The sequence below is a fragment of the Citrobacter sp. genome, from assembly GCF_050252275.1.
GTDB lineage: Bacteria > Pseudomonadota > Gammaproteobacteria > Enterobacterales > Enterobacteriaceae > Citrobacter_A > Citrobacter_A amalonaticus.
On record NZ_JBFWLF010000017.1, the window covers coordinates 1 to 16068 of the forward strand.

Genomic DNA, 16068 nt, shown 5'->3' on the forward strand with positions numbered 1-16068 from the left:
GACCTGCAACTGGATCCTTCTGTCGCCGGGAAATTAGGGGCTTCTGCCTGGATTGCGCATACCCAGTGTATCAAAATCGTCATTGATTCCGCAGTGGTGTGGCCAACGGTCGGTTGGGAAACCATCGCCAAAGCCCAACCGACAGTGATTGTGCTGGGGGAACTGAGTCGTCGACGTTTCCCGGCCGATGACTGGCAGGTGAAAATGGATTATTTGAAATCCGACCCGGTCACCCAGTTGATCCCCGCCGTAAAAGCCGATCATTTACCAGTGATTGATGTACAGACCATGAACGCCGGAATCAGAACGATTGACGGTGTTGAAAAACTGGCTGACGCCCTGGTTGAGTATGGTTTAGCGCATCCACAAGCCGCGCATTAACCCTCGTTTCGCGCCAGTTCCTGACGGGGCCGGCGCGTGTTATGCACTCCAAACGCAGGTTACTATGAGCGATTTACGCAGGACGCGTCACGCCGTTAGTCGGCTGGCGGTCAATGTTTGCGGCCACGCCCTCTGGGTTAGCGTGCTGATGTGTGGCGTCCTGCTGGCAGGGATCGCCATTGGCGAGACGTTTATTCCCTGGCAGCACGTATTCAACACTCTGGCAAACCATCTGTTTGATACCGATTATCCGGTTGATGCGCTGGATGCCGGGATTGTCTGGAACTATCGCCTGACCCGTGCGCTGGTCTCCGCCAGTTGTGGCGCCAGCCTGGCCGTGTCGGGCGTAGTTTTACAATCGTTACTGCGCAATGCGCTTGCCGAGCCGTATCTGCTGGGCATTTCCGCAGGCGCATCAACCGGTGCGGTGCTGGTTGCGCTGACCGGACTGGGCGCCGGGATGATCAGCATGTCGTTCGGCGCATTTGTCGGTGCCCTGACTGCCTTTTTGTTTGTGGCCCTTCTGGCGGTAGCGGCAGGCGGCAGACAAGGCGGTGGGGTGACGACGCAAATCATTCTCGCCGGGATTGCCAGTTCCCAGTTATTCAATGCGCTGACCTCGCTGATCATCACCCGTTCAGCTAACGCGGAACAGGCACGCGGCATTATGTTCTGGTTACTCGGGAATCTGAGCGGCGTCCGCTGGCCGGATGTGGTACTGGCGATCCCCACAGCGTTAGTTGGCGTTGCGATATGCTTCTGTTATGCCCGCCATCTGGATGCCTTCTCTTTTGGCGCGGAGTCTGCTGCCTCACTGGGGATTCCGGTAAAACGCACACGTGGCGTGCTGATTGCCGCCGTAACGGGTATGACGGCCATTATGGTCTCCATCGTCGGCGCAATTGGCTTTGTGGGACTGGTGATCCCTCACGCCGCCCGTCTGCTGGTAGGCCATCAGCACCATCGTTTGCTGCCTGTCAGCGCGCTGATCGGCGCCATTTTCCTGATCGTCGCCGATGTTATCTCCCGCACGCTTCTCCCCGGACAAGTTCTGCCTATCGGCGTTATTACGGCCCTGGTCGGTGCGCCCGCGTTTTCCATCATCCTGATCAGAGGAAACCCGTCCAAATGACCGTCAATCCTGTACCGACTCCGGTTGCCACCCGCGAGGCAATAATTCAGGCGAAAAGTCTGCACTGGCAGGTGAAAGGCAAAGTGATCGTCAATGACGTCTCACTCAGCGTGGCGCCGGGTGAGTTTGTCGGCATTATCGGCCCCAATGGTTCCGGGAAAACGTCGCTGATTTCATTGCTGGCCGGTCTGCTGAAGCCCACCGCCGGTCACATCCTGTTGCAGCAAAAAGCGCTGCATCGCTATTCACGTCGTCAACTGGCGCAGCAGGTCGCGCTGGTTGAGCAGCAGGCAGAAACCAGTGAACGCCTGACCGCGATACAGGCCGTCTCGCTGGGGCGAACCCCGTGGCTGAGCCTACTGAATCCGTGGTCGGACAACGATGACGATATCGTCCAGACCATGCTGGAGAAAGTCGATCTTCAGCATCTTCGCCATCGCTGCTGGCACACCTTTTCCGGCGGCGAAAAACAACGCCTGCATATTGCCCGCGCGCTCGCTCAGCAGCCACGACTGCTACTGATGGACGAGCCCACTAATCACCTCGACATTCAACATCAGATTGGCCTTCTCAGTCTGGTGAAACGCGAAAAACTGACGGTTGTCGCCGCTCTCCACGATCTCAATCATGCGGCCATGTTCTGCGATCGCATCATCGTGATGAACGCCGGTCGTCTGGAAATGCAGGGCCGTCCCTGCGCCATTTTCACCCGCGAGAATCTCCGCGCCTGGTTTGGCATTGACGCCATCGTCGAGCGCGATCGCCATGGTGCGAACTGTTTTATTCGTTATCAAAGACCTGAAGAAGCCTAAGGAAGCCCCCCATGAATTCTCTGAAAAAGAGCCTGAACGTATTGTGTTTGCTGGTCCTCACCGCCTCTGCCTTCGCACAAACCCACGAAGTACTGATGAAGAATCGCGGTTCAGCAGGCCCCATGGTCTATGAGCCAGACTACCTGGAGATTCAGCCTGGCGATACGGTGAAATTTATCCGCAAACATAAGAGTCACAACGCAGCCTCGATTGCTGAACTATCACCTGCGGGCTACCCGGGATTTATCGGCAAAATCGATGAGGAGATCGCAGTGAAGTATGACAACGCGGGCTTCTACGGCATTAAATGCACCCCGCATTATGCGCAAGGGATGGTCATGCTGATTAAAGTCGGCAACGCCACCCTGCCGGACAGCTATCGCGCGTTTACGGCCCCCGGGATCGCCAATAAACGCTTTCAGGATATCTATTCGCGTATTGATAAACAGTAAGGGAGAGCGCTGTGGTGGTGGAGAACAAACAGCCGGATAAAGACATTCAGCAGCAACGACGCAACTGCCTGTGCAAATTGACAAAATTTGTTGGCGCAGCGGGAGTGACCGCCGCCGTCTGGCCGTTAATTTCCGCATTAGGGCCGGACGAAACAACGCGCGGAGAAAATGAGCCGATAGACGTCTCGCTGGCGGGGATCGCCGCAGGACAAACCCTCAGACGCATCTGGCAAGGGAAGCTGATCCTCATCCATCATCGCACGCCGGAAGAGATCGTCGCGGCCCGCACGGGTGACCACAGCGCGCTTGTCGATCCGCAATCGGACAGCGAACGGGTCGCGTCTGACTATCCGCAGTGGCTGGTTGTTCAGGGGTATTGTCCGCATGCCGGCTGTGTTCCCAATACCAGACCCGGTGGACAGGGCTGGATTTGCCCGTGTCACGGTTCGGAGTTTGATACGTCCGGACGGGTCACCCGCGGACCCGCAACCACTAACCTGGCCGTTCCTGAGTTTGCCTTTCATCCTGATGGTCTGACCGTGCGTATAGGCGCTAAGGACGTGTGAGATGATCCGCTGGCGCATTCCTTTCCCGCGCTCCATCGCCGGTGTATGGCTGTTTGCAGTTGGTGCGATCCTGCTGGTGATGCTGGGAATACAGATCCTGACCGGTATCGTGCTGGCGATGTTTTACGTCCCGACGACATCGCTGGCGTTTGATTCCATCATCCACATCATGCGCGCGGTCAGTCACGGAGAGTTGCTGCGCAATATGCACGCCATCGGCGCATCGCTGTTTTTCTTTGCCTGCTATTTGCATATTTTCCGTGGCATGTATTACAGCGTCTACCGCAGACCGTATGTGACGATGTGGATGGTTAGCGTCACGTTGTACGTGTTGCTGATGATCACCGCGTTTCTTGGCTACAGCCTGATTTGGGGGCAAAAGAGCTACTGGGCAGCGACGGTGATCGCCAGTTTCGCCCGCGCTATTCCGGTAGTGGGCGACGGGTTGTATACCTTGCTGGTAGGCGGCTATGCGCCTGGCACCCCTACGCTTGGGCGCTTTTACGTCCTGCACTTTATTCTTCCCTTTGTGGTCGTGGTGATGACGATTTTCCACGTCCGTACGGTACAGTCGGCCTTTGCTCACGCGATGAAACGGGCCTTCAGTGAGAAAGCGTCTCGTCGTCTGCTCTTCGATTACCGAATCACGGATGCAGATGCTATTAAAATCACGTTATTCCTGATGCTGTTCACCTGGTTTTTGTTCTTCGCGCCGCACTATCTGAGCAGCGCGGATAACTTCATCCCGGCGGATCCCACGGTGACTCCAGCGATTGTTGCCCCGGAGTGGTACTTTCTCCCCTTCTTTTCCATTCTGCGCTGCTTCCCGAACGAACTCGTCGGGCTGGTGGCGATGTGCGGCGCGGTGCTGATCTTCTATTTTCTGCCGTGGCTGGATACCTCCCGCGCACGTTTTCGTCACTACAGCAAATGGATGAAATGGGGTTTCTGGCTGTGGGTGCTGAACGTCTGTTTTCTGGGGTGGCTGGGATCAAAAGCCCTGGTTGGCCCCGATCTGACGGAGGGCATTCGTAATGAAGAGGGATGGATCCGCCGGTCTCGCAACTGTCGACAATCGGCTATTTCGCCTGGTTTTTACTGGTGCTGCCCTGTCGTCGTTTTCTGGAAAAGCAGGACTGAAGATGATGAGACAATTACTCAGATGCAGCATGCTGTGGGTGGTACTCTGCGCGATGAGCCCCACATTCGCGCAAGAGCCTGTTCCCACGCGCCAGGAGTGGAGCTTCAGCGGTCTCTCCGGAGAATATGATAAGGCGCAATTGCGACGCGGTTTGCAGGTCTATGAAGAGAAGTGTCGGGCCTGTCACGGCATGAAATACCTGACGTTTCGCACGCTGACCAAACCCGGCGGCCCGGAACTAACGACAGAAGACGCGAAAAATCTCGCCAGCGGCTATGTCTTTCCGATTATTCAGGATGACGGTCAACCCGGTGAGCGGGACGGCACCCTGAACGACAGCTTTATTTCGCCTTATCTCAACGATCAGGAAGCGAGACACCTGAATAACGGCGCCCTGCCCGTGGATTTAAGTTATATCGTTCGCGCCCGAACCTACGATCGCGGCTTTCCGCAATTTCTGCTGGACGCGTTTATTCCCTACACTGAGCAAGGCGCGGATTACCTCTTCGCACTCTTAACCGGTTATCTGCCTGATGACCCAGAACTGAAGGCGAATCGTTATTATCCTGGTGGGGTGATTAACATGCCAAAACCGCTGGCGGACGGCGAAATCGAATGGCAGTCAGAATCGCATGTCGCGCAAACTGAAGAACAGTACGCACGGGATGTCACCGCCTTTCTGACCTGGGCGGCCGATCCCGACCTGACGGCGAGAAAACATCAGGGAATGTACGTCATGGGGTATCTCGCCATCATGCTGGCGTTATTATGGATGATGCTGCGGATGAAAAGAGGCGCACAACAATAACGCGAGAAAGAAATCGCAAACCGTGACCAGTCAGCCTGATGCTGGCTGGTCATTATCTTGCAGGGAACGTTAACTGTGACGACGATTATCGTTACGGCGGCAACGTTTGTCGTAATGGCGCACCCACCAGTAGCGGTCGCTGACTTGTTCATGCCCCCCTACGCGGGCACCCGCCAGCCACAAAATGGCGCCGACGAAGATACTGAGCACTGCACCATGTGCGAAAAATTGCGGCAGGTTAAATTGCGGCAACTGGTTTAAAATGGAGTAACCCACACCAACCACCATAACCACTAACCCCAAACCCATGAGCACATTACCGAGTAACGAAGCGTTTTTGCGTTTCATGTGTCACCTCCGGAACTTTTGGGTTGCTTCAGGGAATACCCCTAATCCATATGTGTAAAGTATAGACAACACACCACTTTGGTAGTGCGCCTGCGATCACAATTACACCCCATTATTCAACAAATCTTTACAAATAAGCCTCTGAACACCTTGACTTTCCAATAATCAATACAGGCAATTATTCAGTTTCCGGGTAAAGTGACACGGTGCTTTGTCAAGCGGGGCGACAGACAGTAAACTACGCGCCAGTTATTGAAACACTCAGGATAAAAACGTGACGATTAAACTGATTGTCGGCCTGGCGAACCCCGGCGCTGAATATGCAGCCACCCGACATAATGCGGGCGCATGGTACGTCGATTTACTGGCAGAGCGGTTGCGTGCTCCTCTGCGCGAAGAGCCGAAATTCTTTGGCTACACCTCCAGAGTCAGTCTGGAAGGTGAAGATGTCCGTTTATTAGTTCCCACCACGTTTATGAATCTGAGCGGCAAAGCGGTCGGCGCAATGGCGAGTTTTTATCGCATCAATCCCGACGAAATTTTAGTGGCCCACGATGAACTGGATCTTCCCCCTGGCGTGGCAAAATTTAAACTCGGCGGAGGTCATGGCGGACACAACGGGCTGAAAGACATTATCAGCAAGCTCGGCAATAACCCTAACTTTCATCGCTTACGTGTCGGAATCGGTCATCCGGGCGATAAAAATAAAGTTGTCGGCTTTGTATTAGGCAAACCGCCTGTTTCAGAACAGAAGTTAATTGATGACGCGATTGACGAAGCGGCGCGTTGCACTGAGGTATGGTTCAAAGACGGTTTGACCAAAGCAACGAATCGATTGCACGCCTTTAAAGCGCAATAAGCAGTGATGTGCGGCATTTTTGCCGTACGCTGTGTATAATAGGCAAAGTTATTTCCATTTCTACAATCTGTTTTCTACAACAGGTTGATTATTAAGATATTAAGGTGATTTAAATCATGGGATTCAAATGCGGTATCGTCGGTTTGCCCAACGTCGGGAAATCTACCCTGTTCAACGCGCTGACCAAAGCCGGTATTGAAGCGGCAAACTTCCCATTCTGTACGATTGAGCCGAATACCGGCGTCGTGCCGATGCCCGACCCGCGTCTGGAGCAGCTGGCTGAGATCGTTAAACCGCAACGTATCCTGCCGACCACAATGGAATTTGTTGATATTGCCGGTCTGGTAAAAGGCGCGTCCAAAGGTGAAGGTCTGGGTAACCAGTTCCTGACCAACATTCGTGAAACCGAAGCGATTGGCCACGTGGTGCGCTGCTTTGAAAACGACAACATTATTCACGTTTCGGGCAAAGTGAACCCGGCGGAAGATATTGACGTGATCAACACCGAGCTGGCGCTGGCGGATCTCGATACCTGCGAACGCGCTATTCACCGCGTACAGAAGAAAGCCAAAGGCGGCGATAAAGACGCAAAAGCCGAGCTGGCCGCGCTGGAAAAATGCCTGCCGCAACTCTCTGAAGCTGGCATGCTGCGTTCTCTGGATCTGACTGACGAAGATAAAGCTGCGATCCGCTACCTGAGCTTCCTGACGCTGAAGCCGACCATGTATATCGCCAACGTGAACGAAGACGGTTTCGAAAACAACCCGTATCTCGATCAGGTACGTGAAATTGCCGCGAAGGAAGGTTCCGTCGTGGTTCCGGTGTGCGCCGCCGTTGAAGCGGACATCGCTGAACTCGACGATGACGAGCGCGACGAGTTCATGCAGGAACTGGGGCTGGAAGAACCGGGCCTGAACCGCGTGATCCGTGCTGGTTACAAGCTGCTGAACCTGCAGACCTACTTCACTGCTGGTGTGAAGGAAGTGCGTGCATGGACCATTCCTGTCGGCGCCACCGCACCGCAGGCGGCAGGTAAAATCCATACCGATTTCGAGAAAGGCTTTATCCGCGCACAGACGATCGCGTTTGACGACTTCATCACCTACAAAGGTGAACAAGGCGCGAAAGAAGCCGGTAAAATGCGTGCTGAAGGGAAAGATTACATCGTTAAAGATGGCGATGTGATGAACTTCCTGTTCAACGTCTAATTGGTTTCTGTTGTCTCATGAGATTTCGCTGAATCTCATGAGAATCACAAAAAACTATAAAATCCACGCAATTGCGTGGATTTTTCGTATTAGGGTGCTCAGAACGTTTCCCAGTTGTCTGTTTCTGAAGCTATCTTTTTGGACACCACGTATTTTTCGCCATTATTCCTCTCCCTCTGGCGACTAACACGTTTTTCTGAGGTCATGTGTGCGGCTTGTATTCCTTCCTCATTCAGACTGAACACGCTCACCATATCCTGGAGTACACGAGACTGCTCCTGCATTGAAGAGGCAGCTGCAGCTGACTCTTCAACGAGCGCGGCATTTTGCTGTGTGGTGGTATCAATCTGTCCCATCGCACTGTTGATTTGGGCAATCCCATCACTCTGCTCCCGACTCGCTTGTGCGATTTCCTCAATCAGTTGAGTCATGTTCTGGACGTTGGAAACAATTCCCATCATGCCAGCATCTGCTTTTTCAACCAGATTGCGGCCAGAGGCAATACGGGAGACAGAATCATCGATCAATTCCTTAATTTCACGGGCAGCTGACGCACTGCGTTGTGCCAGTGTTCGGACTTCTCCAGCCACCACAGCAAAACCACGTCCGGATTCACCCGCTCGCGCAGCTTCTACTGCTGCATTCAGCGCCAGAATATTGGTCTGGAAGGCTATACCATCAATAACCTGGATGATGTCCGCCATTTTTGATGAGGAATCGTAAATTTCCTGCATCCGGGAAGACACTTCACTCATAACGGCGCCATTCTGTTTCACGACAGAGGCTGTCTCACTCACGTAACGATGCGCCTGCGCCGTGTTTGCTGCAGTATTGTTAATAGTTGCCGTCAGCTCTTCCAGCGTCGAGGCAGTCTCTTCTACCCCTGCCGCTTGCTCTTCCGTGCGAGAGGCCAGATCGGTGTTACCACTATTAATTTCAGCCGCGGCTAACGCGATGCTGTCGGCCCCTTCACGAACCTTGCGTACCGTATTACGCAGACTCTCTGTCATTTCCCTCAGGGAGAGCATCAGTTGTCCAGGCTGGTCTCGGGATTCCACTTTTACGTCGATACCCAGATTACCGGACGCCACTTCCCGAGCCACATTAACGGCTGACAGCAATGGGCGAGTTATCCCACGTGTGATAAACCACGCTAACAGACTGCCGACGACAATAGCGATGACGCCAAGAACAATCAGAGCCTGAATTGCCGCCGAGCCATTCTCCTGAATGGACCCACTGGCTTCATCAATTTGTGCTTTATCGTAATTTTCCAGTGCTTTTACGCTGCCGGAATAGACCTCCATGGCGGGAATGAGTTTCTGGCGAATAAATGCATTGGTGGCATCACCATTCCCTTGTTCACTGATGCGAATCGCCTCATTGCGGATATCGATGTACAGCTTTCTTTTATCTCCCACGGTCGCCAGGAGTGACTTACCCGTATCAGAGACAATTAATTCTGCCAGTTCCTTCTGAATGGCACTCACCCGCTCTGACATTACCTTCATCTTTGACTGGGCAAATTTTTTAATTCCATCATCAGAGGAAGTCAGTACAGATAGCCCCATCGCACCATTATAGTCAATTGCCGCCCCCCACGCCCCCGTGAGTCGCTCCAGCACCAGCAACCTGTCCGTAATAGCATGGGTTTCTTTCAATATGCCATTTAATTTAACGATCCCCGTTACAGCCATAATAACGACAAGGGTGAGAACAATACTGAAGCCAACTCCCATTCGGGTACCAACACCAAAATCATTTATTTTCATTTGCTATCTCATACAAAAAAAGTCACCTTTTCCCTGCCACCCGTTGAAAAAACCAGAACAATGCCGGGAGCGTTCGACTTAAGGGCGGAGTCAAGCTAACATATTGAAATTGATCATGTTTTAAACATGTGCCAGCGTATCTATCGGCAGAAAGGGAGAGGACTTTAACGTAACCATTCTCTTAGAAAAACATTGACATTGTGAAACGAGACAGGAAATCGCGTGTAAAATAAACCGTATCATGTTGTTTTTTAATTGAAAAAGACAACTCAATTTTTATCGCATAATTTCATACCGGAAACAAAAGAATAAAAAAACAACAACCGATTCCATATTAATCTAAAGATACCCCCTCAACCCACTTCCATTAATTGCATGAAAAATAGTTAACATTGATACTAACGTGGGCCGATAAAAAGAAATCACCACTATTATTAAACGACAGGCTTTAATCCATTGAAAGTTTCAGAAAGGATAGACTGATATTTTTACTCCACAGACCTGAATTGATGATATTTTGTCCCCCTACGTATAGCGTACATTTGGTGTTATAAGTGAACACGGATTCGGCGATATTGTCAGGCAATGAAACTCACCACTAAATATGAGTATGGCTATAACGAATACAAACCACGTTCAGCACAGAATTATTTGACGTCACCTGGGTTTATAACAATGTGTAAAACAGGGTTTCAATCCTTTGGTTTGATAACATCGTTTCAGTGTCTGATTCTCTGGACTGAGATCCCAGGCTGTTCGTCTGGCATGTCAGGTCAAATGTTGACTGCTTCAAAAAAATTACCGTTTTTGTTATATTGATGCTTACTGATTATCCACCTCCGCGGTGCCAAAAAGAACAAGATTCACCGCAACCCAGGACAATAAAATGTTAGATTACCGCTTCCCGACAGCTTTGCAGATGGTTCTCAGCGTAGCGATGGCGGAGCAATCGGGTGAACGTTCGACAAGTGCAATTCTGGCCTATGGTCTGGAAGCAAATCCGAGCTTTATTCGCAAATTAATGGTTCCGCTCACGCGTGACGGTATCATCGTCTCAACGCTTGGCCGCAACGGTTCTATTCATCTTGGTCGCCCGGCGGAAGAGATCACCCTGCGTGATATCTACCTTTCTGTTATTGAAGATAAAAAGCTATGGGCATCGCGTCCTGACGTACCGGCTCGCTGCGTGGTCAGCGCCAACGCTTGCTGGTACTTCAAATCTATCGCCGATGAAGCGGAGCAAGCTTCGTTAGAGGTATTAGCTCGCCATACCGTGGCAAGCGCGCTGGAGGAGGTCAAAAAAGCCGATACCAGCGGGTGCGATCCGGTCCCTGAGATTGATACCCAGTCTAAAAAAGCGCATTAGTTATTTCCTGACTGAAAAAAAACCGCCTAAACGGTGAAGGCGGTTTTTTGTTATGTGCAATTCTTTAAGAAACCGGCAAAACATCCCTTATCGGTTTACCGCGCGTAACGAACTTTCGCAGCGTCACGTAAAACACCGGTGTCAGGAACAGACCAAACAACGTCACCCCCAACATGCCGGAAAATACCGTGATACCGGTGACGCCGCGCACTTCTGCGCCCGCGCCATGGCCAAGGATCAGCGGAATGGTCCCGGCAATAAAGGCGATAGAGGTCATCACAATCGGGCGTAAACGCAGGCGGCACGCTTCCAGCGCGGCTTCCATAATGCCTTTGCCCTGAATTTCCAGCTCGCGGGCAAACTCCACGATAAGAATCGCGTTTTTACAGGCCAGCCCCATCAGCACCACCAGCCCCACCTGCACGAACACGTTGTTATCGCCACCGGTCAGCCAGACGCCAAACAGCGCGGAGAGCATGGTCATCGGGACGATAAGGATCACCGCCAGCGGCAGCGTCCAGCTTTCATACAGCGCCGCCAGGACCAGGAACGCCAGCAGCACCGCGACCGGGAAGACGATCAGCGCCGTGTTGCCCTGGGTGGCCTGCTGGAAGCTCAGATCCGTCCATTCAATGTTCATCCCGTTCGGCAGGATCTGCTTAGACATCGCGTCCAGCTGCGTCATCGCCTGCGCAGACGAGAGCACGCGCGGGTCGGCATCGCCAATCAGATCCGCCGCCGGGTAGCCGTTGTAGCGGATTACCGGATCCGGCCCGTAGGTGGTCGTGATTTTCACCATACTGCCAATTGGCACCATTTCGCCCTGGCTATTACGGGTGCGTAAATTGGCTATGTCTTCCACGCTGTCGCGGAACTGCCCGTCAGCCTGCGCCATCACGCGCCAGGTACGGCCAAACTGGTTGAAGTCATTCACGTACGACGAGCCCAGATAGGTTTGCAGCGTACCGAAAAGGTCGGTCAGCAACACGCCCTGCGCTTTCGCCTTATCACGATCGACCTGTACATCCAGCTGCGGAACGTTAGCCTGATAAGTTGAGATCGGAAAATGCATTCCCGGCGTCTGCATAATCGCCCCGGACATGGTATTCACCGCGTTTTGCAGCGCGCCATAACCCAGACCTGCGCGATCCTGGATATACAGCGAATACCCGGAGCCCTGCCCCAACCCTAATATCGGCGGCGGCAGAATGGAGAAGCCAAAACCTTCCTGAATTTGCGCAATTTTCGCGTTGATCTCCGCGTTAATTTCCGCCGCGGAATGTTTACGCTGATCGAACGGCTTCAGGCCGAAGAAGACCGTCCCGGTATTCGGCGTGTTGGTGAACTGCAGCGCGTTCAGCCCCGGGAACGCCACCGCGTAGTCCACGCCTTCGGTATTCATCCCGATTTCGCTCATTTTGCGGATCACCGCGTCGGTGCGCGCCAGCGACGAACCTTCCGGCATTTTCACGCCGCCAATCAGATACAGCTTATCCTGCGTCGGGATAAACCCGCCGGGCACCGCTTTAAACATGACGCCTGCGGCACAAAGCAGCAGCAGATACACCGCAAATACCGCGCCGCGCCGTCCCAGCGTTTTGCCCACCAGCCCCTGATAGCCGTTTGAACTGCGGTGGAAAAAGCGGTTAAACGGACGGAAAATCCAGCCGAACAGACGATCGATTAGCCGGGTCGGGAAATCTTTCGGCGCGCCGTGCGGTTTTAACAGCAGTGCCGCCAGTGCCGGAGAGAGCGTCAGCGAGTTAATGGCAGAGATGACCGTGGAAATCGCGATCGTCACCGCAAACTGCTTGTAGAACTGCCCGGTAACGCCCGAGAGAAACGCCATCGGCACAAACACCGCGCACAGCACCAGCGCAATCGCGATGATCGGCCCGGACACTTCGCGCATCGCCTGATGCGCCGCCGCAAGCGGCGCAAGCCCCTCTTCAATGTTTCGCTCGACGTTTTCCACCACCACGATGGCGTCGTCCACCACGATACCAATGGCCAGCACCAGCCCGAACAAACTCAGGGTATTCAGCGAGAAGCCCAGCAGGTAGAGAATGCTGAAAGTACCCACCACCGAAACCGGCACCGCGATCAGCGGAATGATCGACGCGCGCCAGGTTTGCAGGAACAGGATCACCACCAGCACTACCAGCACCACCGCCTCCAGCAGCGTTTGCACGACCGCACGGATGGAGTCGCGCACGAAAACGGTCGGATCGTAAGGCGCCGCCCACTTCATGTCCGCCGGGAAGCGCGTGGACAGTTCGTCCATTTTCGCGCGCACCGCGTTAGACAAATCAATGGCGTTCGCCCCCGGCGACTGGAAGATACCAATCCCGACCGCGTCTTTATTGTTCAGCTGAGAACGCAACGCATAGCTGCCGGACCCCATTTCGATACGCGCCACGTCGCGCAGGCGGACGACCGTACCGTCCTGCGTCGTTTTCAGGACAATATTGCCAAACTCTTCTTCGGTATGCAGACGGCCCTGGGCGTTAATGGAGATCAGGAAATCGCTCTCTTTCGGCAGCGGCTCGGCACCAAGCTGCCCGGCGGACACCTGAACGTTCTGCTCCTGCATCGCCGTCACCACGTCCGACGCGGTCAGCCCGCGCGCCGCCACCTTGTTGGGATCCAGCCAGACGCGCATCGCGTACTCGCCCGAGCCGAAAATCTGGATCTGGCCGACGCCTGGCAGGCGCGCCAGCTCGTCCTTCACCTTCAGCGTGGCGTAGTTACGCATATACAGGGAGTCGTACTTACCGTTGGGCGAAAACAGATGCACCACCAGCGTCAGCGTCGGGGACTGTTTCTGGGTGGTAATGCCCAAACGCCGCACGTCTTCCGGCAGACGCGCTTCGGCCTGCGCGACGCGGTTTTGCACCTGCACCTGCGCCTGATCCGGGTCGGTTCCCGGACGGAAGGTGACGGTGGTCACCAGCACGCCGTCGGAGCCCGCGACGGACTTCATGTACATCATGTTCTCAACGCCGTTAATCGCCTCTTCCAGCGGCGTCGCCACGGTCTCGGCAATCACTTTCGGGTTGGCGCCGGGGTACTCCGCGCGCACCTGCACGCTTGGCGGCACGACGTCAGGATATTCGCTCACCGGCAGCAGCGGGATGGCGATTAACCCGGTGATAAAAATCAGAATCGACAGGACGGCGGCAAAAATCGGCCTGTCGATGAAAAAGCGGGAAAAGTCCATGGGTTGGATTCTCAGGTCAAGGGATCAGTTGAGGGCGCTGCTGGCGGTCATGGCAACGGTTTTGGCGTTAACCGGCATCCCCGGCATAAACACTTTTTGTAAGCCCTCGACGATGACTCTGTCGCCAGGGTTCAGTCCCTGCTGCACGATGCGTAAGCCGGCGGCGAGACGCCCCGGCGTAATATCACGACGCTGTGCTTTACCCTCTTTATCCACGATATACACGTACTTACGATCCTGATCGGTCAGCACCGCTTTGTCGTCAATCAGCGTGGCTTTGAATTCCGCGCTACCCGGCAGGCGTACGCGGGCAAAAAGTCCCGGTGTGAACTGACGCTGCGCGTTATCCAGCAGCGCGCGCATACGGATGGTGCCGGTACTCGGCGTCAGCTGGTTATCCAGGAAGTCCACTTTGCCCTGATGGGGATAGCCCTCCTCGCCCGTCAGGCCAATCTCAACCGGCAGCGCCGTGTGATGGCTGGATGCCCCCTGCCCGCTGCGGGCCAGATTTTGATAGTGGAGATAGGTTGACTCGTCCACGTCAAAATAGACGTAAACCGTCTTCTGCGAGACCACCGTGGTGAGGACGCTGGCGCTGTCGCCCGCAGTCACCAGGTTCCCGCTGGTGATCAGCGCCCGGCTGGCGCGACCGTCAATAGGCGCGGTGACTTTGGTGAAGTCCAGATTCAGCTGCGCGGCGTCAACCGCCGCCTGGGCAGCGCGAATATCGGCTTGCGCCTGGGTGGCAGCCGAACGGCGCTGCTCCCACTCTTCGCGGGATACCACATTCGTGTTGACCAGTTTATCGGTGCGGTTTGCCTCACTTCGCGCCAGGCTTGCCTGCGTTTTAGCTCTTGCCAGGTTCGCCTGCGCCTGTTCCAGCGCCGCGCGATAGGTTCGGTCATCAATCGTGAACAGCACCTCGCCCTTTTTCACTTCCTGACCGTCGGTGTAATTCACTTTATCAATGTAACCAGAGACGCGGGGGCGTAGCTGGACGCTCTCCACCGCTTCAATCCGACCGTTAAAGCTATCCCACTGGCTAATGGATTTTACGACCACGTCAGCAGCACTGACGGCGGGCGCAGGCGGCGCGGCGTTTTGCGCGACGCTGTTATCACATCCGACAAGCAACATAGAGAGCAACATCGCCCCCAGCGCGCTCGGATAAACGTTACCCCAGGTTTTTTGCAGGCTCATTATTTTTATTCCGGTATTGGTAGCCGCCGGGCAAGACGCTGCGGGAGACGCCGCGCCACCTCCTTTGTCCGGTAGCTGACTTAAGGCCATTTGTGTCGTTCATCGCCACAAAACTGTAACAGTTGCAAATACACTATCGCGGCGATTGTAGGAAGGCGCTTAACTAAGTGCAAGAATAATTGTTGCACTTTATGTGCTATTTGAGCGGATGTAAAAGACCTGTTTCAGGCAGGGATTTAAATGTAACAATAAAACTTGCAATTATTTTCAAAAGGAGCCACCTTTAAATGCAACAGATAAAGATGCTTTTTGATACGCAGCCCGGGGGAAGCGAGATGAACACTGGCGCATTTATTCACGATTTACTCGACTGGATCGACAACAACCTTGATAACCGCCTGGACATCGACACCGTTTCCAGACGAGCCGGTTATTCGAAATGGCACCTTCAACGCATTTTCAAAGAACATACGGGTTATCCCATCGCCGGGTATATTCGCGCGCAAAAGCTGCGAAAATCGGTTGAACGCTTAACCCACAGCGACGAACCGATTTTGAACGTGGCGATCGCGTTGGGCTTTGACTCTCAGCAGTCATTCAACCGCAGCTTCAAGCGTCAGTATGGTCAGGCTCCCGGCGCATGGCGCCGCAATGCCGGTTGCCCGTTGAGTAAACGCCAATGTCAGTAATGCCTCTATCGGGGGTCAGGGCCACTGCGAATACCTCTACGCCAGCCTGATGAATTGATTGACCCTCTCTTCGCCGCTTATTGTCACGATTCACCGCCCGTTTACTGGCGGTCA

Annotated in this window: 13 protein-coding genes and 2 pseudogenes; 11 read left to right on the plus strand and 4 right to left on the minus strand. The window is 54.0% G+C overall.

The window, feature by feature from the left end:
* The 7 genes and pseudogenes from AB7E14_RS02675 to AB7E14_RS02705 form a co-directional block, all read left to right on the plus strand.
* Positions 1-381 (plus strand): annotated as a pseudogene (locus AB7E14_RS02675) (ABC transporter substrate-binding protein); the annotation flags it as partial.
* Between the two features lie 64 nt (positions 382-445).
* Complete coding sequence (locus AB7E14_RS02680) at positions 446-1513, plus strand: FecCD family ABC transporter permease (RefSeq protein ID WP_044327720.1); 1068 nt, start codon at positions 446-448, stop codon at positions 1511-1513.
* Positions 1510-2325, plus strand: coding sequence for an ABC transporter ATP-binding protein (locus AB7E14_RS02685; protein WP_044327719.1), 816 nt, complete (start codon positions 1510-1512; stop codon positions 2323-2325). Before AB7E14_RS02680 ends, AB7E14_RS02685 begins: the two co-directional genes overlap by 4 nt.
* 11 nt (positions 2326-2336) lie before the next feature.
* Positions 2337-2777 (plus strand): pseudoazurin, encoded by a 441-nt coding sequence (locus tag AB7E14_RS02690; RefSeq protein ID WP_043000473.1) that lies wholly within the window; start codon positions 2337-2339, stop codon positions 2775-2777.
* A 14-nt stretch (positions 2778-2791) separates the two neighbouring features.
* Positions 2792-3343, plus strand: coding sequence for a ubiquinol-cytochrome c reductase iron-sulfur subunit (petA, locus tag AB7E14_RS02695; protein ID WP_216082254.1), 552 nt, complete (start codon positions 2792-2794; stop codon positions 3341-3343).
* 1 nt (position 3344) lies between these two features.
* Positions 3345-4483 (plus strand): annotated as a pseudogene (locus tag AB7E14_RS02700) (cytochrome b).
* Between the two features lie 5 nt (positions 4484-4488).
* The gene (locus AB7E14_RS02705) at positions 4489-5292 is read left to right on the plus strand and encodes a cytochrome c1 (RefSeq protein WP_130097279.1); all 804 of its coding nucleotides are present in this window, start codon (positions 4489-4491) and stop codon (positions 5290-5292) included.
* A gap of 69 nt (positions 5293-5361) precedes the next feature.
* On the opposite strand, the gene ychH is transcribed toward AB7E14_RS02705, so the two are convergent.
* Entirely contained in the window at positions 5362-5640 is a 279-nt protein-coding gene (ychH, locus tag AB7E14_RS02710) for a stress-induced protein YchH (protein ID WP_012132144.1), read from the minus strand.
* Positions 5641-5914: 274 nt separating this feature from the next.
* Between ychH and pth the strand changes: the two genes are divergently transcribed.
* Both pth and ychF read left to right on the plus strand, forming a co-directional pair.
* Complete coding sequence (pth, locus tag AB7E14_RS02715; protein WP_043000471.1) at positions 5915-6499, plus strand: aminoacyl-tRNA hydrolase; 585 nt, start codon at positions 5915-5917, stop codon at positions 6497-6499.
* A 116-nt stretch (positions 6500-6615) separates the two neighbouring features.
* Positions 6616-7707, plus strand: coding sequence for a redox-regulated ATPase YchF (gene ychF / locus AB7E14_RS02720; protein WP_043000470.1), 1092 nt, complete (start codon positions 6616-6618; stop codon positions 7705-7707).
* Between the two features lie 98 nt (positions 7708-7805).
* Here ychF and AB7E14_RS02725 read toward each other — a convergent pair whose 3' ends face one another.
* Positions 7806-9479 (minus strand): methyl-accepting chemotaxis protein, encoded by a 1674-nt coding sequence (locus AB7E14_RS02725; RefSeq protein WP_044328840.1) that lies wholly within the window; start codon positions 9477-9479, stop codon positions 7806-7808.
* A gap of 886 nt (positions 9480-10365) precedes the next feature.
* Between AB7E14_RS02725 and AB7E14_RS02730 the strand changes: the two genes are divergently transcribed.
* Entirely contained in the window at positions 10366-10845 is a 480-nt protein-coding gene (locus AB7E14_RS02730; protein ID WP_043000464.1) for an RrF2 family transcriptional regulator, read from the plus strand.
* Between the two features lie 64 nt (positions 10846-10909).
* Here the strand turns inward: AB7E14_RS02730 and oqxB are convergent, their stop codons facing one another.
* Both oqxB and AB7E14_RS02740 read right to left on the minus strand, forming a co-directional pair.
* Positions 10910-14065 (minus strand): multidrug efflux RND transporter permease subunit OqxB, encoded by a 3156-nt coding sequence (gene oqxB, locus AB7E14_RS02735; protein ID WP_316961730.1) that lies wholly within the window; start codon positions 14063-14065, stop codon positions 10910-10912.
* Between the two features lie 24 nt (positions 14066-14089).
* A complete protein-coding gene (locus tag AB7E14_RS02740) occupies positions 14090-15265 on the minus strand; it encodes an efflux RND transporter periplasmic adaptor subunit (protein WP_044263763.1) in 1176 nt (391 codons plus the stop codon).
* 335 nt (positions 15266-15600) lie between these two features.
* Between AB7E14_RS02740 and AB7E14_RS02745 the strand changes: the two genes are divergently transcribed.
* Entirely contained in the window at positions 15601-15954 is a 354-nt protein-coding gene (locus AB7E14_RS02745; RefSeq protein WP_044263774.1) for a helix-turn-helix domain-containing protein, read from the plus strand.
* The last annotated feature ends 114 nt before the right edge of the window (positions 15955-16068 follow it).

What these genes read in the sequence shown, in the direction of transcription:
- AB7E14_RS02680 (WP_044327720.1), top strand. Translation starts at nt 446, where the DNA reads ATGAGCGATTTACGCAGGACGCGTCACGCCGTTAGTCGGCTGGCGGTC.
- AB7E14_RS02685 (WP_044327719.1), top strand. Translation starts at nt 1,510, where the DNA reads ATGACCGTCAATCCTGTACCGACTCCGGTTGCCACCCGCGAGGCAATA.
- AB7E14_RS02690 (WP_043000473.1), top strand. Translation starts at nt 2,337, where the DNA reads ATGAATTCTCTGAAAAAGAGCCTGAACGTATTGTGTTTGCTGGTCCTC.
- AB7E14_RS02705 (WP_130097279.1), top strand. Translation starts at nt 4,489, where the DNA reads ATGAGACAATTACTCAGATGCAGCATGCTGTGGGTGGTACTCTGCGCG.
- ychH (WP_012132144.1), bottom strand. Translation starts at nt 5,640, where the DNA reads ATGAAACGCAAAAACGCTTCGTTACTCGGTAATGTGCTCATGGGTTTG.
- ychF (WP_043000470.1), top strand. Translation starts at nt 6,616, where the DNA reads ATGGGATTCAAATGCGGTATCGTCGGTTTGCCCAACGTCGGGAAATCT.
- AB7E14_RS02725 (WP_044328840.1), bottom strand. Translation starts at nt 9,479, where the DNA reads ATGAAAATAAATGATTTTGGTGTTGGTACCCGAATGGGAGTTGGCTTC.
- AB7E14_RS02730 (WP_043000464.1), top strand. Translation starts at nt 10,366, where the DNA reads ATGTTAGATTACCGCTTCCCGACAGCTTTGCAGATGGTTCTCAGCGTA.
- oqxB (WP_316961730.1), bottom strand. Translation starts at nt 14,065, where the DNA reads ATGGACTTTTCCCGCTTTTTCATCGACAGGCCGATTTTTGCCGCCGTC.
- AB7E14_RS02740 (WP_044263763.1), bottom strand. Translation starts at nt 15,265, where the DNA reads ATGAGCCTGCAAAAAACCTGGGGTAACGTTTATCCGAGCGCGCTGGGG.
- AB7E14_RS02745 (WP_044263774.1), top strand. Translation starts at nt 15,601, where the DNA reads ATGAACACTGGCGCATTTATTCACGATTTACTCGACTGGATCGACAAC.